Source organism: Rahnella sp. PAMC25617, from assembly GCF_050606005.1.
GTDB classification, from domain to species: Bacteria; Pseudomonadota; Gammaproteobacteria; order Enterobacterales; family Enterobacteriaceae; genus Rahnella; species Rahnella variigena.
Genome location: NZ_JBOCUM010000013.1, coordinates 217,906 through 240,104 on the forward strand (window position 1 = coordinate 217,906; position 22,199 = coordinate 240,104).

Annotated in this window: 16 protein-coding genes, 1 rRNA gene and 1 riboswitch; of the genes, 4 read left to right on the top strand and 13 right to left on the bottom strand. The window is 53.1% G+C overall.

Annotated elements, in window-relative coordinates; all coding sequences use genetic code 11:
* Positions 1-40 precede the first annotated feature (40 nt).
* Positions 41-228, top strand: a riboswitch (Lysine riboswitch).
* A gap of 109 nt (positions 229-337) precedes the next feature.
* Positions 338-1,726, top strand: a complete 1,389-nt coding sequence (lysC, locus tag ACM615_RS17210) for a lysine-sensitive aspartokinase 3 (RefSeq protein WP_112287103.1) — start codon at positions 338-340, stop codon at positions 1,724-1,726.
* Positions 1,727-1,819: 93 nt separating this feature from the next.
* Positions 1,820-2,737: a ketopantoate/pantoate/pantothenate transporter PanS gene (gene panS, locus ACM615_RS17215; RefSeq protein WP_112287084.1), complete on the top strand. Its 918-nt coding sequence runs from the start codon at positions 1,820-1,822 to the stop codon at positions 2,735-2,737.
* Between the two features lie 85 nt (positions 2,738-2,822).
* Here the strand turns inward: panS and ACM615_RS17220 are convergent, their stop codons facing one another.
* The 7 genes from ACM615_RS17220 to ACM615_RS17250 all read right to left on the bottom strand — a co-directional run bounded on the left by ACM615_RS17220 (position 2,823) and on the right by ACM615_RS17250 (position 9,757).
* Entirely contained in the window at positions 2,823-4,475 is a 1,653-nt protein-coding gene (locus ACM615_RS17220; RefSeq protein ID WP_112287085.1) for a Na/Pi cotransporter family protein, read from the bottom strand.
* Between the two features lie 15 nt (positions 4,476-4,490).
* Positions 4,491-5,147, bottom strand: a complete 657-nt coding sequence (locus tag ACM615_RS17225; RefSeq protein ID WP_129638035.1) for an HAD family hydrolase — start codon at positions 5,145-5,147, stop codon at positions 4,491-4,493.
* Positions 5,144-6,136: an ABC transporter ATP-binding protein gene (locus ACM615_RS17230; protein ID WP_431012229.1), complete on the bottom strand. Its 993-nt coding sequence runs from the start codon at positions 6,134-6,136 to the stop codon at positions 5,144-5,146. The genes ACM615_RS17225 and ACM615_RS17230 overlap by 4 nt, the downstream gene beginning before the upstream one ends.
* 2 nt (positions 6,137-6,138) lie before the next feature.
* A complete protein-coding gene (locus tag ACM615_RS17235; protein ID WP_113876665.1) occupies positions 6,139-6,924 on the bottom strand; it encodes an ABC transporter permease in 786 nt (261 codons plus the stop codon).
* A 22-nt stretch (positions 6,925-6,946) separates the two neighbouring features.
* Positions 6,947-7,789 (bottom strand): ABC transporter permease, encoded by an 843-nt coding sequence (locus ACM615_RS17240; RefSeq protein WP_431012230.1) that lies wholly within the window; start codon positions 7,787-7,789, stop codon positions 6,947-6,949.
* Between the two features lie 26 nt (positions 7,790-7,815).
* Positions 7,816-8,613 (bottom strand): alkaline phosphatase family protein, encoded by a 798-nt coding sequence (locus ACM615_RS17245; protein ID WP_112287090.1) that lies wholly within the window; start codon positions 8,611-8,613, stop codon positions 7,816-7,818.
* 85 nt (positions 8,614-8,698) lie between these two features.
* Entirely contained in the window at positions 8,699-9,757 is a 1,059-nt protein-coding gene (locus ACM615_RS17250; protein ID WP_129638033.1) for an ABC transporter substrate-binding protein, read from the bottom strand.
* A gap of 202 nt (positions 9,758-9,959) precedes the next feature.
* Here ACM615_RS17250 and ACM615_RS17255 point away from each other — a divergent pair, with 202 nt between their 5' ends.
* Positions 9,960-10,670, top strand: coding sequence for a UTRA domain-containing protein (locus ACM615_RS17255; protein ID WP_112287092.1), 711 nt, complete (start codon positions 9,960-9,962; stop codon positions 10,668-10,670).
* A gap of 189 nt (positions 10,671-10,859) precedes the next feature.
* Here ACM615_RS17255 and metH read toward each other — a convergent pair whose 3' ends face one another.
* Positions 10,860-14,543, bottom strand: coding sequence for a methionine synthase (metH, locus tag ACM615_RS17260; protein ID WP_132966221.1), 3,684 nt, complete (start codon positions 14,541-14,543; stop codon positions 10,860-10,862).
* Positions 14,544-14,808: 265 nt separating this feature from the next.
* Between metH and iclR the strand changes: the two genes are divergently transcribed.
* Positions 14,809-15,651: a glyoxylate bypass operon transcriptional repressor IclR gene (gene iclR / locus ACM615_RS17265; RefSeq protein WP_112287093.1), complete on the top strand. Its 843-nt coding sequence runs from the start codon at positions 14,809-14,811 to the stop codon at positions 15,649-15,651.
* Between the two features lie 46 nt (positions 15,652-15,697).
* Here the strand turns inward: iclR and aceK are convergent, their stop codons facing one another.
* From aceK to rrf, 5 genes are all read right to left on the bottom strand, one after another.
* Positions 15,698-17,410 carry a bifunctional isocitrate dehydrogenase kinase/phosphatase gene (aceK, locus tag ACM615_RS17270; RefSeq protein ID WP_431012231.1) on the bottom strand — a complete coding sequence of 571 codons (1,713 nt, stop codon included), beginning with the start codon at positions 17,408-17,410 and terminating at the stop codon, positions 15,698-15,700.
* A 52-nt stretch (positions 17,411-17,462) separates the two neighbouring features.
* On the bottom strand, positions 17,463-18,785 hold the full coding sequence (gene aceA / locus ACM615_RS17275; protein WP_159282298.1) for an isocitrate lyase: 1,323 nt from the start codon (positions 18,783-18,785) through the stop codon (positions 17,463-17,465).
* Positions 18,786-18,826: 41 nt separating this feature from the next.
* On the bottom strand, positions 18,827-20,425 hold the full coding sequence (gene aceB / locus ACM615_RS17280; RefSeq protein ID WP_431012232.1) for a malate synthase A: 1,599 nt from the start codon (positions 20,423-20,425) through the stop codon (positions 18,827-18,829).
* A gap of 374 nt (positions 20,426-20,799) precedes the next feature.
* Positions 20,800-21,729, bottom strand: coding sequence for a homoserine O-acetyltransferase MetA (gene metA / locus ACM615_RS17285; RefSeq protein ID WP_129638026.1), 930 nt, complete (start codon positions 21,727-21,729; stop codon positions 20,800-20,802).
* A 292-nt stretch (positions 21,730-22,021) separates the two neighbouring features.
* Positions 22,022-22,137: ribosomal RNA gene (gene rrf / locus ACM615_RS17290) — 5S ribosomal RNA — on the bottom strand.
* Between the last annotated feature and the right edge of the window lie 62 nt (positions 22,138-22,199).

Below are 22,199 nucleotides of genomic sequence, written 5' to 3' on the forward strand. Positions count from 1 at the left end.
ACCCGTTATTCCTAAGCACCTAACTCGCGCGCGTGTCGCGTGAGCCAGAAGAGGCGCGTCGCCCAGGAAGTGTATCGGAGGAGCCGAATCCTACGAGGGTACATCAGGGGGAGCGACGCCGAGGTCTGAAGCCCGCGGCAGGCATATGATCGACTACAGGGGCTGAATCCCCTGGGTTGTCACCGGGCATCCGAGAGGATGTTGACAAGGTGGGGCGCTTCTGGGTGTATCGTAGCATTTCTACGTCTGCCCCCTTCCCGCTCTCCCCTTGTGCCAATTCTTAAAGTTTATGGAATAGATGGCCGTCTGGTATGACGACCCTGACACGAGGTTTTACATGAATTACGCAGCAACCCGCAACGCCAACCCGCAGCCTCTGGGCAACGTTATCGTCGCCAAATTCGGCGGTACCAGCGTAGCGGATTTCGACGCCATGAATCGCAGTGCAGATATCGTTCTGTCGCGCCCTGAAGTGCGTCTGGTTGTTCTCTCCGCCTCTGCGGGCGTCACCAATTTATTAGTCGAGCTGGCCGAAGGCAAAGAAGCCGAACGCCGGGCGTTCCTGCTTGATGAAATTCGCCGTATCCAGAATGCCATTATTGACCGTCTGGACAATCCGACGGTGATCCGCGAAGAGCTGACCCGCATGCTGGAAAACATCGCCATGTTGTCCGAAGCTGCCAGCCTCGCGACATCAACGGCACTGACCGACGAACTGGTCAGCCACGGCGAGCTGATGTCCACGCTGTTATTTGTAGAAATCATCCGCCAGCGCAACGTGCCGGTGGAATGGTTCGACGTGCGTAAAATCATGCGCACCAACGATCGTTTCGGTCGTGCTGAACCGGACACGCAGATACTGAGCGAACTTACCGTTCAGCAACTGCAACCGCGACTGCAGGACGCGCTGGTTATCACACAAGGCTTTATCGGTTCTGAAGGCAAAGGCCGCACCACGACACTTGGCCGTGGCGGCAGTGACTACACCGCTGCATTGCTGGGCGAAGCGCTGAGCGCCGTCCGTGTCGATATCTGGACCGACGTACCGGGGATTTACACCACCGATCCACGTCTGGTGCCCGCGGCAAAACGCATTGATCATATCGCCTTTGAAGAAGCCGCTGAAATGGCGACATTTGGCGCGAAAGTTCTGCATCCTGCCACATTACTGCCGGCAGTACGTCGCGGGATCCCGGTGTTTGTCGGGTCGAGCAAAGACCCGTCGGGCGGTGGCACGTTAGTATGTGATACCACTGACAACCCGCCGCTGTTCCGCGCGATTGCCCTGCGTCGCAGACAAACGCTGGTCACGCTGCACAGCCTGAGCATGTTGCATTCGCGCGGTTTCCTCGCCGAAGTGTTTGGCATTCTGGCGCGTCACAGCATTTCCGTGGATCTCATCACCACATCCGAAGTCAGCGTAGCGCTGACGCTGGATACCACCGGTTCGACCTCTTCTGATGCCAGCCTGCTGACCACCTCGCTGCTGACAGAATTATCCTCACTGTGCCGCGTGGAAGTGGAAGAAAATCTGGCGCTGGTCGCCATCATCGGCAACAAGCTGTCGCAGGCCTGTGGCGTCGGCAAAGAAGTGTTCGGCGTGCTGGATCCGTTCAATATCCGCATGATTTGCTACGGCGCAAGCAGTTACAACCTGTGCTTCCTGGTGCCGGGCAATGATGCCGATCAGGTCGTTAAAACTCTACACCGTAACCTGTTCGAATAACGACGGGCGCGGTATCTGAGAAGACCGGGCCATGTGCCCGGTCTTTTTTTTGTCTGTACTTTTGCAAAACAACAAAGACAAGGATCATCCTCAATGTTAGCCAAAATAACCCGCCTGTTTCCGCTGTGGGCCGTGCTGTTATCCGTCGCGGCCTATTATTCGCCCGGCACATTCACCCCAATCGGCCCGCACGTTTCCACACTGCTGATGCTGATTATGTTCGCGATGGGCGTTACTCTCGAATTCGGTGATTTCAAACGCGTGCTTTCCCGTCCCGGCCCGGTTGCCGCGGCAACGTTCCTGCATTATCTGGTGATGCCGCTGGCCGCATGGGTGCTGGCGAAGTTGTTCCATATGCCTGCAGATTTATCGGCGGGCATGATCCTGGTCGGCAGCGTGGCCAGCGGAACGGCTTCTAACGTGATGATTTATCTTGCCAAAGGTGACGTTGCGCTTTCCGTGACCATTTCGGCTGTTTCCACGCTGGTGGGCGTTTTCGCTACACCCCTGCTGACTCGTTTGTATGTTGATACGCACATCAAGGTGGATGTGGAAGGCATGCTGCTGAGTATTTTGCAGATCGTGGTGATCCCGATTTTAGCCGGTCTGATTATTCATCATCTGTTCACGAAAACAGTGAAACGCATCGAACCGCTGTTGCCGCTTTTTTCCATGATTTGCATCGTGGCAATTATCAGCGCCGTGGTCGCGGGCAGTCAGGGCTTTATTGGCTCCGTCGGCCTTATCGTGATTGTGGCGGTGATCCTGCACAACGGCATAGGCTTGCTGAGCGGTTACTGGGGCGGAAAACTGTTTGGCTTCGATGAAACCACCTGCCGCACGCTGGCGATGGAAGTCGGGATGCAGAACTCAGGCTTAGCCGCGACGCTGGGGAAAATTTACTTCACCCCGCTGGCCGCGCTGCCGGGTGCGTTGTTCTCGGTCTGGCACAATCTGTCGGGTTCTTTGCTCGCCGGTTACTGGTCCGGTAAACCAGTTAAAAAAGATTAACTCTCCTCTTATAAAACAACGGGCGCTTTTTACAGCGCCCGTTGTTTTCTTAACGAACCATTTGTTTTCTTAACGAACGATGATGTTAAACCCGTTTCATATCGTCATTCGGTTCGCGCTGTTCATCTTCCTGCTCGTCCTGATCCAGCACGTTATACGCCACCGCACAGAACAGCGAGTTCAGACGTTTCATATCGCCGAGCAACCCGAGGTGCAGCGAACTGGTTTCAATGCTTTGCACGTTATGCTGATGCAAACGGTCAACGTGAGCGTGCGCATAACGGCGGTCAAGAATACGGAAACGGTGTTTAGAGCGGCGCAGACGGCGCGCACTGGTCAGGTCATTCGACAGAAAAACACCCAGACTCAGACGCAGGTTATCCTGCAACTTTTCATGTAAGGCATCCAGCTCCACCAGCCCTTCCGGCGAGAATGCCCGGCGCGTGGCGTGAGATTTGGCCGTGATATCGCCGGTCATGCGCTCGATAATGTCACCGGCCTGTTCGAGGTTCAGCGCCATTTCAATGATTTCAGCCCAGCGGCGTGAATCATCTTCGCCCAGACCTTCTTTATTGATTTGAGCCAGATACAGCTTGATGGCGGTGTAGAGCACATCCACATCATCGTCGAGACGGCGGACTTCGCGATCCTGCGCCAGTTTGCCGTGCATCACTTCGCGGTTGAGGATCAGCATATGCTCGACCACGTCGCCCATACGCAACGTTTCACGCGCGGCATTAGCCAGCGCCAGCGTCGGGGTATCGATCGCGCTGACGTCCAGATGGCGCGGACGCAAACGCGGGTCATCTTCCGGCACATCGGCAATCATCAGCTGGCAAATCTTCGCCATCGGCGCGGTCAGTGGCACCATCGCCAGACAGCGGATCAGGTTGTAGAACATGTGAAAATAGATCACCAGCTCTTCGTCCGGAATGCCCAGTCGCGCCAGCTGCGTCGAAAGTGGCCCGACAAACGGCAGCACAATCACTAAACCAATCAGTTTAAACAGCGTACTGCCCAGCGCGACACGTCGGCCTGCGGCGTTCATTTTGCTGGCATTGATCATCGCCAGCAGCCCGCTGCCGAGGTTGGCACCAATCACCAGACACAATGACACTTTCAGTGAGATAACGCCGGTTGCGGCGAGCGTTGCCGTCAGCAACACCGCCGCCAGACTGGAATAACTGATGATGGCAAAGACTGCGCCGGTCAGGGCATCGAGCAGCACATCACCGGTCAGGGATGAGAACAGTACTTTTACGCCGGACGCCTGCATGATCGGCGTTGCCGCACCCACAATCAGTTCCAGCGCCAGTAAAATCAGACCCAGCCCGATACAGACACGCCCCATTTGTCCGGCGCGGGTTTGCTTGCGGCTGAGGAAAAAAGCAACACCGACGAAAATCAGCAGCGGGGAAAGCCAGGACAGATCGAACGTCAGGATACGCGCCATCACGGCGGTCCCGACATCTGCGCCGAGAATAATCACCAGCGCCGGTGCCAGCGCAACCAGCCCCTGCGAAACAAAGGACGTCACCAGCAGCGCCGTCGCATTACTGCTTTGTACCAGTGCGGTCACACCAATACCGGCGACAAAGGCCAGCGGTTTTTTCTCGACACTGTTACTCAGCACACGGCGCAGATTGGCGCCAAAGACACGCATGATGCCGGTACGCACGATGTGCGTACCCCATACGAGTAAAGAAATAGCAGACAACAGATGCAAAAGGGTTAACACGAAAGAACAGCTCCATTAACGCCAGGCATAGACCGGCCATCCTGCCTGCCGGGCGTGCTGGAGCAGGATGGCGTCCGGATTCACGGCCACCGGCTGACCCACACGGGTCAGTAAGGGCAGATCATTATGGGAATCCGAATAGAAACTGGCTTGTTGCAGCAGGGAATCGTCCTGATTGATGAGTTCAAGCAAACGCGACACTTTACCTTCGCGATAGGTCATCATCCCCTGCGTGGCGCCGGTAAAGCGCCCGTCTTTTATTTCAACACCAATCGCCAGCGTTTCCTCAACACCGAGGTAACGGGCAATCGGACGCACCAGATGCTCTCCGGACGCGGAAATAATCACCGTCCGGTCGCCCTGTGCGCGGTGAGCGGCCAGACACTCACGCGCCTGCGCATAAATGCGCGGTGCAATCACAGCCTGAATATAACCCGCGACCATTGCCGCGACGTCACTTTCGCTGCGTCCGGTAAGTGGCACCAAAGTACAGCGCATGTACTCCTGCATGTCCATCTTACCCACGGCATATTGTTGCATCAGCGCGGCATCCTGTTGCAGGAACGCCTGCTCATCTGCCACCCAGCCATTCGCCACCATATAGGCAGACCAGAGGCTGGAACAGTCGCCGCTAATCAGGGTTTCATCGAGATCAAACAGCGCCAGTTTCATGCAACTTCCCGTAACGTAACAAGATCTAACTGTAGACCAATATCGCTGCCATCGGCGCGAAGTGAGGCCACAGAACGGTTTAACACATCCACAGAAAGCTCGACTCCATGCGCTATAACACGATAACGCACCACATTACCAAGCAGGCTGTGGCTGAGAACTTTAGCCGGAATGCCTTCAATCAGCTCACATATCGTCACCGACTCCGGACGAATGGCAACGCAGCCCGTGTAAGTAATGCCGGTCAGCGCCATCGCCTGTTCAGGGCTCAGCAGGTTGTAGCTGCCGATAAAGCCCGCGGCAAACGCATCCACAGGCTCAGTATACAGGGTTTCGGCATCGGCATTTTGGACGATTTGTCCTTTGTTCATCAGCACAATCCGGTCTGACATGGTCAGTGCTTCTTCCTGATCGTGAGTAACGAAAATCGCCGTCAGGTTCATTTCGCGCTGAATGCGGCGGATTTGCTCACGCAGATGCTTACGGATACGGGCATCGAGCGCGGAAAGGGGTTCGTCGAGCAGAAGCAGACGCGGCTGAGTCACCAGCGAGCGCGCCAGCGCCACACGCTGACACTGACCGCCGGAAAGCTGATGCGGATAACGTTTGGCGTAATCATTCATTTCCACCAGTTCCAGCACTTCGCCCACGCGGCGATGCAGTTCGGAAGCCGGTATCTTCTGCATCTTCAGACCAAACGCGACGTTGGCTTCCACCGTCATATTCGGGAAAAGCGCGTAGCTCTGGAAGACCATCCCGATCCCGCGCTGTTGTGGTGGCAACGGCACGATATCCTGCCCCTGGATGAAAATCTTTCCGCTGTCGACCGAAGTCAGCCCGGCCAGACAGCGCAGCAGCGTGGATTTCCCGCAGCCGCTCGGCCCCAGCAGCGTGACGAATTCGCCTTCTTCTGCCGAGAAATCAATGTTGTTGAAAATCTGTGTCGGGCCGTAAGACTTGTTGAGTTGAGTGACCTGCAAATACGACATAATCAGCTCTTTCCTTTGTTCAGCATGTTCGCCACCCAGGTGAAAATCAGGACGACCATGAAATAGGAGATAACCAATGCGCTGGTGAAATGGCCACTGCCATTGCGCATGTTATAGAGATAAACCTGCACCGTTTCATAACGGCTGCCCGCCAGCAGGTTGGCGAATACGAATTCCCCGATCAGGAACGAGAACGACAGCAGCACGGCAATCATTCCGCCCTTGCGTAAGTTCGGTAATACCACCAGCAGCGCGGCTTTCCAGGTGCTGGCACCGAGCAGGTGCGCCGCATCCATCAGGTCACGAAGATTGATGGCCTGCATGTTGTTAGAAATGGCGCGATAAATAAACGGCAAGGCGATGGTGAAGTAACAGCCAATCAGGATCCACGGCGTACCGGTCAGCGCCAGCGGCTCAGCGGAATAGAGCTGCATCAGCCCCACTGAAGACACCACCGGCGGCACGGCAAACGGCAGCAGGATCAGGATATTCATCAGCGCGTCGAGCTTCGGAAAATAGTAAGCAATCACAAACATCAGTGGCAGGATCAGCACCAGCGACAGGAAAAGCGTGCCGAAACACACCAGCAGCGAGTGCCAGAGCGCGATCAGGAATCGCGGATCGCTCCACAGTTCCACCAGCCATTTCAGCGTAAAGCCGCTCGGCAAAATGGTGGCGCCCCATTCCAGTACCAGCGCATACACCAGCGTCGCCAGCAACGGCAACATCAGGACAATCAGTAAAACCCAGATCACCACACGGTGGTAAATCGCTTCAGAGCGCGACATCTTACGTTCCTTTTTCAGGCAATCAGCTGCGCTGACTGAGATAGCTTTTACGCAATAACCACTGATGGATCAGCGTGATAAACGCCATCAGCACCACCAGTAACATCGCCAGCGCACTGCCCATATTGGGATCGAGCGAAATATCTCCCGACACCAGCGCCGCAATACGCACAGGCACCACGTTAAAGTTGCCTGTGGTCAGCGCGTAGACCGTGGCATACGCGCCCAGTGCATTGGCGAGCAAAATCACAAAGGTCCCCATAAGCGCCGGGAACAGCACCGGAATGCCGATATACCGCCAGTAACTCCAGCGCCCCGCACCCAGCAACGCTGCAGATTCGCGCCAGTCTTCGCGCAGGGCATCGAATGCCGGATACATCAGCAATATACCAAGCGGGATCTGGAAATAGGTATAGAGAACAATCAGCCCGTCTTTCGAATACAGGTCGAAGTGTTCCATCAGGCCATATTTTCTCAGCAGCAGCGTCAGGCAGCCGTTCAGGCCGAGCAAAATCACAAAGGCGAACGCCAGCGGTACACCCGCGAAGTTGCTGGTCATATTGGTAAATGACATCACGAAATCGTGAAGTTTTGTCGGACCCAACTGGCGAAGTGAGTAACTACCCACTAACGCGATAAGTAAGCCGTACAAACTCGACCAGATGGAAATATCCAGAGAGAAGCGCATCGCCTGCAGATAAAAAGGTGACGTCAGAATATCGCTGTAATTGCCCAGCCCCCAGGCTTCATAGGTTTCGCTGTAAAAACTGCTCACCGCAATCCAGGCCAGCGGCGCCAGCTGAAAAGCGATGAAAAACACCAGAAATGGCAACATAAACAGCGCCGCAATCCACTTAGCTTTCATCGGTTATCCTCTAAAAGTGACAGGATTCAGGCCAGTAATGCCGCGCAATGTGGCTTGTCGTGGGCAATATTCAGGATCTGACAAACGGTGCCGCACAGCTCAGTTTGCAACGGCGCGGCGTCTTTCAAGCTGAACGCACTGCCGAACACGAACAGCGGCACCTGGCGCTCTTCTGGCAAAATACCACCGTGGCTGCGGTCATCGTTCATGCCGTGATCGGCGGTCACCATCACCTGATAACCGGCATCCAGCCAGTCGCCCAGATAGCGCGAAAGTATGCCGTCCGCCGTCCGTGCTTTATTGCGGTATTGCGGCGTCGACAGGCCAAATTTGTGGCCGGCATCATCAATATTCATCGGGTGGATGAGCATAAAATCGGGGTCATGCCGACGGCGCAGGCTTTCTGCATCATCGAACAAATGCGAATCGGGGTAACCGTCATCGTAATAAAAATGACCATGCTGAATAGGCAGCGACTCATCGCTGGTATGGCGGTCACGCGGCGGGTCAAACGGCGTGCGGTTATACAATTCGCTGACCCAATGATAAGCCGCAGCCGCCGTGGTCAGACCGGCGTCGCGGGCATAATGGAAAATACTGCGTTGCGTGGATAACCGGTCAACGTGGTTATGCACAATCCCACTCACCACCGGCGTAATGCCGGTGAGGATGCATTCATAAAGCGGCCGGGACAGCGATGGCAGTTCGCATTCCAGTTGATACAAGCGGCCGCGTCCTGCGGCACACTGAGCCTGTAAATAACCCATTGCGTCTTTGCCGACCTGATAATTCAGGCCGTCGAGTACTACCAGAATGCTCTTCATTACACTTATGCCTTTCGTTTCAAACAGGTGTTGTCATTGAACCAATGCGTTCGCTGTCCGGTTTTTCTTATTTTTGCTTAATGGATTACTGCTGCATGTTGATCATGACGTTTTCCTGCCACAGACGAGGCAAGGTTTTGGCACTCTTATCCCATGCAGCCGGATCGGCAATAGGGTGAGCATTTTTGTATTCGCTGGAAGGCAGCAGTTTGGCTTTGGCATCGTCGGGCAGCGTGATGTGATCAGCACGGATTGGACGGGCATAACCCTGCGCTAAGTTGATCTGACCTGCATCAGAGAAGATGTATTCACGCGCCAGTTTGGCGGCATTCGGGTGCCTGGCGAATTTGTTGATGATGGTGGTATAGCCGGAAGTGATGGTGCCATCAGAGGGGATCACCACGTCGAAGCGGGTCTTGTCGATTTTGTCGCGATAGCTAAGACCATTGAAATCCCAGACCACGCCGACCTGCACTTCACCTTTTTCCAGAGAAGCAATGACCGGGTTAGTCAGGCTAAGACGCCCTGCTTTCGCCAGTTTGCCGAAATATTCCAGACCTGGTTTCAGATCCTTTTCATTGCCGCCCATCGCGTACGTTGCCGCCAGCACGCCGTTCGCGGCCTGCGCTGCCGTGCTCACATCACCGATGGTCACTTTGTATTTGCTGTTCAGCAGATCAGCCCAGCTGTGAGGCTCATCTTTGACCTGAGATTTATCAATGATAAAAGCAATGGTGCCGGTGTAAGCAAGTGCCCACATACCGTCTTTATCTTTCGCCCAGTCTGGCACCTGATCCCAGGTGGTAGGTTTATAAGGTTGAGTCACACCTTTTGAAACAGCAACCGGACCAAAGGCCGCCCCCACATCACCGATATCAGCGCTGGCATTGTCTTTTTCCGCCAGGAATTTCGCAATTTCCTGCGCGGAGCTCATGTCGGTATCGCTGTGTTTCAGGCCATATTTGGTATTCAGATCACTCCAGGTGGCTTTCCAGTTCGCCCAGTCATCAGGCATACCGACGCTGTTTACGGTTCCTTCGGCTTGCGCCGCTTTCAGGAGTTCAGCAGGAGGCTCAGCGGCAAATACCGATGAGGAGGAGAGGACAAGCGCGCTGGTTAACACAGAAGCGAACAACTGTTTCATAACGGATGCTCCGGATGGTAGTGTGTGAAGTGCTGGTCTAGTCCAGCAAGAACCAAGCCAATCTAACGCTCAATTGTGATAATTATATGTCAGCGTGAAAAAGCAGCAGTTTTAAGCTTATCGCTGTTAACACGCGCACATTATTTACGCGATAAAGAGTCGGATTGGTGCAAAAATGCACTGAAATGAGGCTTGCTGACCGATGAGTGAATCGCAGACCACCCTTGCCGTTATCTGCAAGGCATTGAGCGAAAGTATTGCGGCCGGGGCATTTTCTGCCGAGGGAAGGCTGCCTTCTGAGCGGGCGTTAAGTGAACAATTTTCCACAACCCGTATCACAATACGGGAAGCATTAAGCCAGCTTGAGGCACAGGGACTGATCTACCGGGAAGTGCGCCGTGGCTGGTTTGTGTCACCGCCCCGCATTGTTTACAACCCGTTGCAAAGAAGTCACTTTCACGCGATGGCGAAAGATCAGGGACGTAGCGCGCAGACCGAAGTGATCGATGCGAAGCACTGCGTTGCCAGTGAGACTGTCTGCCAGAAGTTACTGTTACCGTCTGAGAGTGAGGTGATATGTATCCGCCGGCTGCGTTATATCGATAAACGCCCGGTTTTGTACGTCGAGCACTATCTTAATCCTCTGTATTTTCAGGGCATTCTTGACGCGGATCTCACGACATCGCTGACTGATTTGTACGCATCCCGCTATGACATCCACTATGGACGCGTGCGTTTCGACATGGTGCCGACATTGCTGCCTGAACAAGCGTCACATGCGCTGAAAGTTGCTTCCGGCAGTCCGGCGCTGTTTATTACGCGTATTAACCGCGACCAGCACGACCGGGTTATCGACTGCGATCTTGAATACTGGCGCTATGACGCGCTGCACATTGATGTTGAAGTGAACTGATTTAAAGAAAACAGAGAAATAGCAGGTGGAACCGGACGAGGGCTGAGGATGAATGTCAGAATCAGTGAAAACAGGCAGATCGTATAGACGCCGTAAAATCGTCCCTGATGGCTCGAACCGCGCCATCCATGGCGCAGACGCTTTACTTTTCTGCCTGTTTTCACCTCCTGAGCGCGGAAGTATTCAGGATCAGTCGGCGTCGTAACCTAAGTTCGGCGCCAGCCAGCGTTCGACTTCGGCGACAGGCATTTTTTTACGCGCCGCATAATCTTCCACCTGATCACGCTGAATCTGCGCCACGGCGAAATATTTGCTGTCTGGGTGACTGAAATACCAGCCAGATACCGCCGCGCCCGGCCACATGGCGAAGGATTCGGTCAGTTGCATACCGGTGTTGGCTTCGACATCCAGCAGTTTCCAGATTTGACCTTTTTCAGTGTGTTCAGGACAGGCCGGATAACCCGGAGCCGGACGGATGCCCTGATAATTCTCGCGGATCAGTTCTTCATTGCTCAGATTTTCTGTCGGCGCAAAGCCCCAGTAAACCTTGCGCACTTTTTCATGCAGGTATTCTGCGAACGCTTCTGCCAGACGGTCTGCCAGCGCTTTAATCATGATTTTATTGTAATCATCATGCTGCTTGTCATACGCCTCAGCCAGCGCGTCTTCTTCCAGCCCGCCGGTGACGGCAAACGCGCCCATGTAATCTTTCTTGCCGCTGGATTTCGGCGCAACAAAGTCCGCCAGACAGTAGTTGGCGAAGTCGGTTTTTTCAGTTTGCTGACGTAAATGATGGCTGACGACCAGCACGTCTTCACGACGTTCATCGCTATAGATTTCAATGTCATCGCCCTTGCGGTTTGCCGGGAACAAGCCGACGACACCACGCGGATTAAGCAATTTCTCTGTGGAGAGTTTATCCAGCAGGTCATTGGCATCTTTGAACAGGCGCTTCGCTTCCTCGCCGACCACTTCATCTTCAAGAATGCGCGGGTATTTACCGGCCAGCGACCAGGTCATGAAGAACGGCGTCCAGTCGATGTAGTTGCGCAGCGTTTCGATGCTGGCTTCTACTTTCTGAATGCCCAGCCGGTGAGCAACAGGCGGCGTGTAATTGTCCCAGTCGATGGTCATCGCGTTATCGCGGGCGACCTCAAGGCTGACTGGCGGCGTACGGGGTTTTTTACGTGCATGCTGGATACGCACGGTGTCGTACTCTTTGCGCGTGCGTTCGATAAACGCGTCACGCTGATCTTTTGACAACAAGGCCGACACCACGCCGACAGAACGCGAGGCATTTTGCACATAACAGGTCGCGCCACTGTAGTTTTGTTCGATTTTAACCGCGGTGTGCGCTTTTGAGGTGGTCGCGCCGCCAATCAGCAACGGCATGGTGAAACCGCGGCGCTCCATCTCTTTCGCCACGTTAACCATTTCATCCAGCGACGGCGTGATCAGCCCCGAAAGCCCGATGATATCGACATTTTCTTCAATGGCCGTTTTCAGGATTTTGTCGGTGGGCACCATCACGCCGAGATCGATAATCTCGTAGTTATTGCATTGCAGTACCACGCCAACGATGTTTTTGCCGATGTCATGTACGTCGCCTTTTACTGTCGCAAGCAGGATTTTGCCGTTGGTCTGGCCCTTCTCCTTACTCGCTTCGATGTACGGCTCCAGATAGGCCACGGCCTGCTTCATTACGCGCGCAGACTTCACCACCTGCGGCAGGAACATTTTACCGGCACCAAACAGGTCACCGACAACGTTCATGCCGTCCATCAGCGGACCTTCGATCACTTCAATAGGCCGCGCAGCGAGCTGGCGACACTCTTCGGTATCCAGTTCGATAAATTCGGTAATGCCTTTCACCAGCGAGTATTCAAGGCGTTTTTTGACTTCCCAGCTGCGCCATTCCGCCTGCTGTTTGTTGGCTTCGCCATCGTCCTTGCTGCCACGGTATTTTTCGGCAAGTTCAAGCAGTCGCTCAGTACCATCGTCGCGGCGGTTGAGGATCACGTCTTCAACGGCGTCGCGCAGTTCAGCAGGTAAATCATCATAAATCGCCAGCTGCCCGGCGTTGACGATGCCCATATCCATACCGTTGCGGATAGCGTGATACAGGAAAACGGCGTGAATAGCTTCGCGCACCGGTTCATTACCCCGGAACGAGAAAGAAACGTTGGAAACACCGCCGGAAATCAGTGCGTGCGGCAATTGTGTTTTGATATCGGCGCAAGCTTCGATGAAATCGACAGCGTAGTTGTTGTGCTCTTCAATGCCGGTGGCGACCGCGAAAATGTTCGGGTCAAAAATGATGTCTTCCGGCGGGAAACCGACTTTTTCAGTCAGTAATTTGTAGGCACGGCGGCATATTTCAATTTTGCGGGCGCGGGTATCCGCCTGTCCGGTTTCATCAAAGGCCATAACAACTACGGCGGCACCATAGCGGCGCACCATGCGGGCGTGATGCAGGAAGGCTTCTTCACCCTCTTTCATGGAAATGGAGTTAACAATCCCTTTGCCCTGAATGCATTTCAGGCCTTTTTCAATGACGTCCCATTTAGACGAGTCGATCATGATCGGCACGCGTGCAATATCCGGTTCACCGGCAATCAGGTTGAGAAAACGCACCATCGCCGCTTCGGCGTCGAGCATCCCTTCATCCATGTTGATGTCGATAATTTGGGCGCCACTTTCCACCTGCTGACGAGCCACGGCCAGCGCTTCCGAATACTTTTCTTCTTTTATCAGCCGTTTAAATCTGGCGGAACCGGTGACGTTGGTGCGTTCACCGACGTTCACAAACAGCGTCTGCGGATCAATAGTCAGTGGTTCCAGCCCTGCAAGACGGCAGGCAACCGGGATAACCGGCAACGCACGTGGCGGTACGCCCTCGACAGCTTTCACCATCGCCGCAATATGTGCCGGCGTGGTACCACAACAGCCACCAACGATGTTCAGGAAGCCCGAGCGCGCCCATTCGGCAATGTGCTCAGCCATCTCTTTGGCTTCCAGATCGTATTCACCGAAAGCGTTCGGCAAACCGGCGTTCGGGTGAGCCGTGACATAACATTCTGCAATGCGTGATAGTTCAGCAACATACTGACGTAATTCATCAGGACCCAGAGCGCAGTTCAGACCGAAAGTGAGTGGTTTAACGTGGCGCAGTGAGTTGTAAAAAGCCTCTGTCGTCTGGCCTGATAGCGTACGGCCGGAAGCGTCAGTGATAGTGCCGGAAACCATCACAGGCAATACAATGCCCATCGCTTCAAACTCGCTTTCAACCGCGAATGTGGCGGCTTTGGCGTTGAGCGTGTCAAAGATGGTTTCGATCATGATCAAATCTGCGCCGCCTTCAATCAGCGCACGGGTCGATTCGCGATAGGCCTGGACAAGTTGATCGAAAGACACATTACGGAAAGCGGGATCGTTGACGTCAGGGGAAATCGACGCCGTACGGTTGGTCGGGCCTAACACACCGGCGACGTAACGTGGTTTATCCGGTGTGCGGGCGGTCCACTCATCGGCGCACTGACGCGCCAGCCGGGCTGCTTCATAGTTAATTTCAGCCGACAGCGATTCCATATGGTAGTCAGCCATCGCAATCGTGGTGGAGTTAAAAGTGTTGGTTTCGAGAATATCGGCGCCAGCAGCCAGATAACCGTTATGGATCTCGACGATCACTTCAGGTTTAGACAAGACCAGAAGATCGTTATTGCCTTTAAGATCGCTTTCCCAGTCAGCAAAACGTTCGCCACGGTAATCTTCTTCTTCCAGACGGTAGCTTTGGATCATGGTGCCCATGCCGCCGTCCAGAACCAAAATGCGCTGTGCCAGTTGCTTATGTAGCGCCTCAACTCGATTAGTCACTTTCACCTCATCACCCGTCACTCACACCCGGCAAATTGTGCATTCATGCGCCGGAAATTATGGTCAACATCCTAGCATACCTTCCCCGACCAAAAGCCCGCGCCGACGTGAGACTTTTTCAATTCAGGAAGGCATCCCGCAAATGCAGTGCAACACATCGGATGAGCGCAAAGGCTGGTTGCGATCCATACTGTAAAAACGAAAACCAATTCCAAAAGTGATTTTTCTTCGCCAGCATTTGGCGCATCTTACAAGGAACAGGCTCATGGCAACGTCCGTATCGGCTCCGGCCAAACGTGCTAAGAAAACCAAAGCCGCGACTGCAACAAGCAGCGCCGCGACCGGGCAGGTGCAGTCCCTGACACGTGGCCTTAAGTTGCTGGAATATATCGCTGAAGCGCAAGGCAGCGTAGCGCTGACAGATCTTGCTCAGCAGGCAGGATTGCCGAATTCCACCACCCATCGCCTGCTGACCACGATGCAGCAACAAGGTTTTGTCCGTCAGGTCGGCGATCTGGGTTTGTGGACCATAGGCTCGCACGCTTTTGTTGTGGGAAGCAGTTTCCTGCAAAGCCGGAATTTACTGGCGATGGTGCACCCGATGTTGCGTCGCCTGATGGAGGAATCCGGCGAAACGGTGAATCTGGCGGTACTGGATCACAGTGATTATCAGGCGATCATTATCGATCAGGTGCAATGCAATGCGCTGATGAGAATGTCCGCGCCGATTGGCGGCAAATTACCAATGCATGCGTCAGGTGCCGGTAAAGCCTTTCTTTCGACATTACCGGAAGAACGCCTGGCAAAACTGCTGCATAAGATTGGCCTGCACAGCTATACGCCGCTGACAAAAACCTCTCCGGCGAACCTGAAGCAGGAGCTGGCGGACACACGTAAACGCGGCTATGCCTTTGATGATGAAGAGCATGCACTTGGCCTGCGCTGTGTGGCGACCTGCATTTACGACGAACATAATGATGCGTATGCGGCGATTTCCATCTCTGGCCCGATTTCGCGCATCACTGATGACCGGGTGACGGAGCTGGGTGCTCTGGTGATCCATGCGGCGAAAGAAATTACGCAGGCGTACGGCGGCGGGAAACACTGACAGGGCACTGAAATCCCGCCGAAATATGGCGGGACGATTACGCGCTTTAGCGGCGGCTAAAGCGCTGAGAACGGCGATAAGCAAACACATCTTCCACATGACCTTCACTGATACGCTGCTGTAAACCGCGCCAGTAACCGGCGCTGAACAGGTCGTCGTGCAGCGACTCAAAAATCTGGCCAAGACGCTTGTCACTGCACAGGAAATGCCGGAATTCTTCCGGGAAAACATCACCGGGCGCAATGCTGTACCAGGGTTCGCTGGCCAGTTCATCTTCAGGATAACGTGGTGCGGGAATGTCGCGGAAATTCACTTCGGTCATGTAGCAGATTTCGTCGTAGTCATAAAACACCACACGACCATGACGGGTCACGCCAAAATTCTTAAACAACATATCGCCGGGAAAGATATTTGCCGCAGCCAGTTGTTTGATTGCATTGCCATATTCCTCTATCACATCATGAAGCTGCGCATCACTGGCCTGCTCCAGATATAAATTCAGCGGCGTCATACGCCGTTCAATATACAGATGACGAAGCGCAATGCTGTCACCCAGATCTTCAATTTTAGCCGGCACTTCTCGGTGTAATTCAGTCATCAGCTCAGGACTAATATTTTTCTTCGGCAGAACAAAATGTTCGAACTCCTGCGTATCGGCCATCCGCCCTACGCGGTCATGCTCTTTCACTAACTGATAGCAGGCCATAACCTGTACTTCGGTGACTTCTTTCTGTGGTGCAAAATTGTCTTTAATGACTTTGAATACCCGGTCACTGCCGGGCAAAGTAAAGACCAGCATAACCATGCCTTTGACACCCGGCGCAATAATAAAAGACTCGTCGGTCTGCGCCATAAAGCGTAAGTGCTCACGGTAACACTCAGTTTTTGCATGCTTCTGGCAGCCGATGGCGCTGTAAAGTTCAGCAGTGGTTTTCGCCGGTAATATCTCACGCAACCATTCAACCAGCGCGCCGGGTTGTGGGGCGTACACCATGAAATAAGAGCGCGCAAACCCGAAAACTATGCTGGCATCATTACCTTCAGTAAGACAGGTATCCACAAACAACTGATTCTGATGACTGAGATGTACCGGCAACAACAGCGGGAATACCTGCGACCCTGCCCTGATTTTCCCGATAATCCACGCCGCCTTATTGCGATAAAAAATCTCGGTGGCGATCTCAATATCAGCGTCCGCCAGCCACTCAGCGGAAAAGCGTTGCTGCAATGCCGTAGCAATATAATCAACATCGCGGTTCGCCTCTTCCCATGGTAAACGTACCGGCAGGTCATCAAGCACCTTTGATAATGCGGCTATCAGATTGCCCTGCACCGGATACTCACGTGACAAGGGACGGGAACAATTTTGTGGTTTTCTGGCAGGCTGCTCGCTGAAAATAAAAAGCTTATCTGCCGTCAGATCACGATGTTTGAAAATCCGGCAATAGACTGAATTAAAAAAGCTTTCGGCGATTTCAGCCCGGGGATAATCAGGCAGTAATTCGGAGTAACATTCCTTTATGCGGATCAGGAATGCGGCATCATAAAAGTGCTGACCGGTGATGCATTTAAGCTGGGCAACCACCAGTCCGACATGGTGATCATACAAATGAATACGTTGCTTCATCGCCGCCTGAACCGCTGGCCAGTTGGCATTTTCAAAACGTTGCTGCGCCCCCGAGGTCACCTCGAGAAAACGGCCGTACTGTGCGTCGAATCCCTGCAAAATAGTCTGCGCAATCAACAGTTCTATACGCATAGTGACGGCTCCAAAAGAGAAAAGGCCCGGATTTCGCCGGGCCAGGAGATAATCAGTGTGATGTGGAGGAGAATTGCTGCTCTTCGGTGGAACCGGTCAGCGCGGTAACCGAGGAGCGTCCGCCCTGAATGATGGTGGTGACCTTGTCGAAATAGCCCGTTCCGACTTCCTGCTGATGGGAAGCGAAAGTGTAGCCACGGCTGATGGCAGCGAATTCAGGTTCCTGCACTTTGTCGACATAGTGCTTCATCCCTTCGCCTTGGGCATAGGCATGAGCCAGATCGAACATGTTAAACCACATGCTGTGAATGCCCGCCAGCGTGATGAACTGGTACTGATAGCCCATCGCGGCCAGTTGATCCTGGAAACTGGCGATGGTTTTATCATCGAGATTCTTCTTCCAGTTAAACGATGGCGAACAATTGTAGGCCAGCAGTTTGCCTGGGAATTTGGCGTGGATAGCTTCGGCAAAACGCTGAGCCAGTTTCAAATCTGGCGTAGATGTTTCACACCACACCACGTCAGCGTATGGCGCATAAGCCAGCCCCCGGCTGATAGCCTGTTCAATACCCGCATGCGTTCTGTAGAAACCTTCATGCGTTCTTTCGCCGGTAATAAACTGGCTGTCATACGGGTCACAATCGGATGTCAGTAAATCTGCGGCATCTGCATCGGTGCGCGCCACCAGCAACGTCGGCACCCCGAGAACATCGGCGGCAAGACGCGCGGAAACCAGTTTCTGTACCGCTTCCTGTGTTGGCACCAGAACTTTTCCGCCCATATGCCCGCACTTTTTAACAGCAGCGAGCTGATCTTCAAAATGAACGGCTGCAGCACCGGCTTCAACCATGGATTTCATCAGTTCAAACGCATTGAGTACGCCACCAAAACCGGCTTCAGCATCGGCCACAATCGGCAGAAAATAGTCGGTATAGCCGGGCTGACCGGGTTCAATGTTATTCGCCCACTGGATCTGATCCGCACGGCGGAAAGTATTGTTAATCCGCGCCACCACTTCAGGCACCGAATTCACCGGATATAACGACTGATCCGGATACATACTGGAAGCCGTATTAGCATCGGCAGCCACCTGCCAGCCGGAAAGATAAATAGCTTCAATCCCGGCTTTTGCCTGCTGCAATGCCTGCCCGCCGGTCAGCGCGCCGAGGCAATTCACATAACCTTTACGCGAACCGCCATGCAGTAAATTCCACAGACGTGCCGCGCCGTGCTGAGCCAATGTACATTCAGGGTTTACTGAGCCACGCAGGCTGATCACCTCTGCCGCCGTGTAAGGTCGCGTGATATTTTTCCAGCGCGGCTGGTTCCAGGTTTCTTCAAGCTGCTGAATTTGCTGAGTACGGGTCGTTTTCATGGCAAATGCTCCGGTCTTTTTTATGTGTAGGGTAAGAAGAGTCAGGCCAGCAGCTGATAGCCCGGCAGGGTCAGGAAGTCGATTAACTCATCCTGTGTGGTGATTTTTTCCATCAGTGCCGCGGCTTGTGTGAAGCGACCTGCGCTGAAACGCTGTTCGCCCAACTCCTGCTGAATGACCAGCATTTCCTCATTGAGCATGCGGCGGAACAGCGGTTTCGTGACGGGTTGACCGTCATTTAACGACTTGCCATGGTGGATCCACTGCCAGATCGATGTCCGGGAGATTTCAGCGGTGGCGGCATCTTCCATCAACCCGTAAATCGGCACGCAGCCATTACCGGAAATCCAGGCCTCAATGTATTGCACTGCGACGCGGATATTGGCGCGCATACCTTCTTCGGTGCGTTCGCCGGAACAAGGTTCGAGCAATTGTCCGGCGTTAATTTCATCATCTTCATCCCGCAAGACATCCAGCTGGTTTGAACGGTTGCCCAGCGCTTTGTCAAATACTTCAAGCACGGTGTCAGCCAGCCCGGGGTGTGCGATCCAGGTACCATCATGTCCGTTATTCGCTTCCAGCTCTTTATCTGTCCGGACTTTGTTCAGCACCCATTCATTGCGCTTAACGTCTTTGCTGGGAATAAAGGCCGCCATGCCACCCATCGCAAATGCGCCACGGCGGTGACAAGTTTTAATCAGCAGGCGCGAGTACGCACTGAGGAAAGGTTGAGTCATGGTCACGGACTGACGATCGGGTAATACGCGGTCAGCATGATTCTTCAATGTTTTGATATAGCTGAAGATGTAATCCCAGCGACCACAGTTCAGGCCGACGATATGATCCCGCAGGTGATAAAGGATTTCATCCATCTGGAAAACAGCAGGCAGGGTTTCAATCAGTACCGTCGCTTTAATCGTACCGCGAGATAATCCGGCATAGTCTTCGGCAAAACTGAAGACCTCGCTCCACCATTCAGCTTCATGATAAGACTGCATTTTTGGCAGATAGAAATAAGGGCCACTGCCTTTTGCCAGCAAAGCGCGGTAGTTGTGGAAGAAATACAAAGCAAAATCGAACAGCGAACCGGGAATAGCTTCGCCCTGCCAGGTCACATGCTTTTCGGGTAAATGCAGCCCACGGACACGGCAAATCAGGATGGCCGGATCGGGCTTGAGCTGATAAATTTTCCCGGATTCATTGGTGTAGCTGATCGTCCCGTTCACCGCGTCGCGTAAGTTGATTTGCCCTTCGATGACTTTCTGCCAGTCCGGAGCCAGAGAATCCTCAAAATCCGCCATAAAAACTTTCACATTGGCATTGAGCGCATTGATTACCATCTTGCGTTCAACAGGACCGGTGATCTCTACGCGGCGGTCCAGCAAATCAGCCGGGATCCCGAGTATTTTCCAGTCTGAATTTTTAATGGAAGTAGTTTCCGAAATAAAATCAGGCAATGTACCTTGATCTATGTTCTGCTGCACGGCAATACGGTCAGCCAGTAAGCGGTTACGCTGTGGGGTAAAATGCACGACCAGCTCGGACAAAAACTCCACGGCCTCTTCGGTCAGCATTTGCGCTTCGTTCTCGCCAAAACGACGCGTAAAGCCAAGCTGACTGCGTGTAATTTGCTCTGACATCGCTTTTCTCCTGATTTATCTGCTTAATCTGCCAGACCGCTTCACTGAACAGACGCTGTTACGGTTGAAAATACACCGGAGACGCACTCATATTTCTGAGGCAATTTTCCTCTGGTTATTTATTGCCCGATAGATTTAAGCGTAATCGTGAATTCTATAAAATCAAAAACGATTTCCATTTTATTTTCAAATATAAAAAGACTTATTTTTAATCAATGAGATATGCGTAAATTATTTTTTCATAAAATGGTAATGAATTTCGAACGAGATAAGAGTACGAAGAACAGAAAGAGATTTGAGAAAAGGGTCACAGGGATAAAAAGAGGATGAACAGACGACCGGCAAGATCGTCTGCTGAAAACGTGAAAAGGGGATTACTCGAGGGTTGGATTCATCTGGCGCAGATCAAACGGCGTGATCTGATAAACGTAATAATTCAACCAGTTAGTGAACAACAGGTGACCGTGACTCCGCCAGGTCGCCTTCGGTGACAACTCGGCGTTATCCTGCGGGAAGTAGTTGTAAGGCATTTCCGGAGATAAGCCCGCTGAGACGTCGCGCAGATACTCTCCGGCCAGCGTTCCTGCATCGTATTCAGGATGTCCCGTCACGAAGGCCATACGCTTATCTTTCGTCGCAAAGAGATACGCTCCCGCCTCTTCAGATTCCGCGAATATATCCAGATCCGTATGCTGGCGAAGCACATCAGCGGGGAAATCTGCATAACGAGAATGCGGAGCGAGGAAGCTTTCATCAAAACCGCGGGTCAGTAACGCCAGAGGTTGCAGCGTCTGATGAGGGTACACCCCTGAGAGCTTGGCTTCACGCGTCATTTTAGGCAGACCGTAAAGTACATTCAGTGCAGCCTGAACCGCCCAGCAGACAAACAGCGTCGATGTTACATGCTCTTTCGCCCAGTGAATGACACGCTCAATTTCCGGCCAGTAGGCCACATCGCAAAAGTCGACCAATCCCAGAGGCGCACCGGTGACGATCAGACCGTCATAGTTGTTATGTTGAATGTCTTCAAAGTCGCAATAGAAGTTGTTCAGATGCTCTGCGGGGGTGTTTTTAGACTCACGGCTATCGATGCGCAGCAGCTGTACATCAATCTGAAGAGGAGAGTTTGAAAGCAGCCGTAAAAACTGATTTTCGGTCTCAATTTTTTTCGGCATCAGGTTGAGAACCAGCACCTTAAGAGGACGGATCTCCTGGGTTTTCGCACGTGATGACGTCATGACAAAGACGTTCTCATTGCGCAGGAAATTCACGGCTGGTAGTTCATCTGGAACCCGGATCGGCATAACAACTTCCTCACTGCATCCATTTATACGTTTAGACTTCTAGATAGCCGAAGATAACGGGTTTTGTTTAAGATGTCGAGCGTGCAAGTGGTAAGTGAAAATGTTTCAGCTTCAGTTATTAATTTAGAGGATCTGGTTATAAAGAACGGGAAATGAGGCGAAGGTCGCGATAAGAAACAGGCGTTAAATGAGTAAACAATTACGATTTTCGGACAAACATCGAACAAAAAAACCCAAATTCCCCATAGCAAAAAGCCCTGTACGTCAGTACAGGGCTTTCCACTTATTTGATGCCTGGCAGTTCCCTACTCTCGCATGGGGAGACCCCACACTACCATCGGCGCTACGGCGTTTCACTTCTGAGTTCGGCATGGGGTCAGGTGGGACCACCGCGCTACTGCCGCCAGGCAAATTCTGTTTCATCCATACCGCATCATGCCATGATTTCTCACACACTCCGCCATACGAAC

Bases quoted from the DNA above. Each gene is read 5' to 3' on its own strand.
- lysC (WP_112287103.1), top strand. From the start codon at position 338: ATGAATTACGCAGCAACCCGCAACGCCAACCCGCAGCCTCTGGGCAAC.
- panS (WP_112287084.1), top strand. From the start codon at position 1,820: ATGTTAGCCAAAATAACCCGCCTGTTTCCGCTGTGGGCCGTGCTGTTA.
- ACM615_RS17225 (WP_129638035.1), bottom strand. From the start codon at position 5,147: ATGAAACTGGCGCTGTTTGATCTCGATGAAACCCTGATTAGCGGCGAC.
- ACM615_RS17230 (WP_431012229.1), bottom strand. From the start codon at position 6,136: ATGTCGTATTTGCAGGTCACTCAACTCAACAAGTCTTACGGCCCGACA.
- ACM615_RS17235 (WP_113876665.1), bottom strand. From the start codon at position 6,924: ATGTCGCGCTCTGAAGCGATTTACCACCGTGTGGTGATCTGGGTTTTA.
- ACM615_RS17240 (WP_431012230.1), bottom strand. From the start codon at position 7,789: ATGAAAGCTAAGTGGATTGCGGCGCTGTTTATGTTGCCATTTCTGGTG.
- ACM615_RS17245 (WP_112287090.1), bottom strand. From the start codon at position 8,613: ATGAAGAGCATTCTGGTAGTACTCGACGGCCTGAATTATCAGGTCGGC.
- ACM615_RS17250 (WP_129638033.1), bottom strand. From the start codon at position 9,757: ATGAAACAGTTGTTCGCTTCTGTGTTAACCAGCGCGCTTGTCCTCTCC.
- ACM615_RS17255 (WP_112287092.1), top strand. From the start codon at position 9,960: ATGAGTGAATCGCAGACCACCCTTGCCGTTATCTGCAAGGCATTGAGC.
- iclR (WP_112287093.1), top strand. From the start codon at position 14,809: ATGGCAACGTCCGTATCGGCTCCGGCCAAACGTGCTAAGAAAACCAAA.
- aceK (WP_431012231.1), bottom strand. From the start codon at position 17,410: ATGCGTATAGAACTGTTGATTGCGCAGACTATTTTGCAGGGATTCGAC.
- aceA (WP_159282298.1), bottom strand. From the start codon at position 18,785: ATGAAAACGACCCGTACTCAGCAAATTCAGCAGCTTGAAGAAACCTGG.
- aceB (WP_431012232.1), bottom strand. From the start codon at position 20,425: ATGTCAGAGCAAATTACACGCAGTCAGCTTGGCTTTACGCGTCGTTTT.
- metA (WP_129638026.1), bottom strand. From the start codon at position 21,729: ATGCCGATCCGGGTTCCAGATGAACTACCAGCCGTGAATTTCCTGCGC.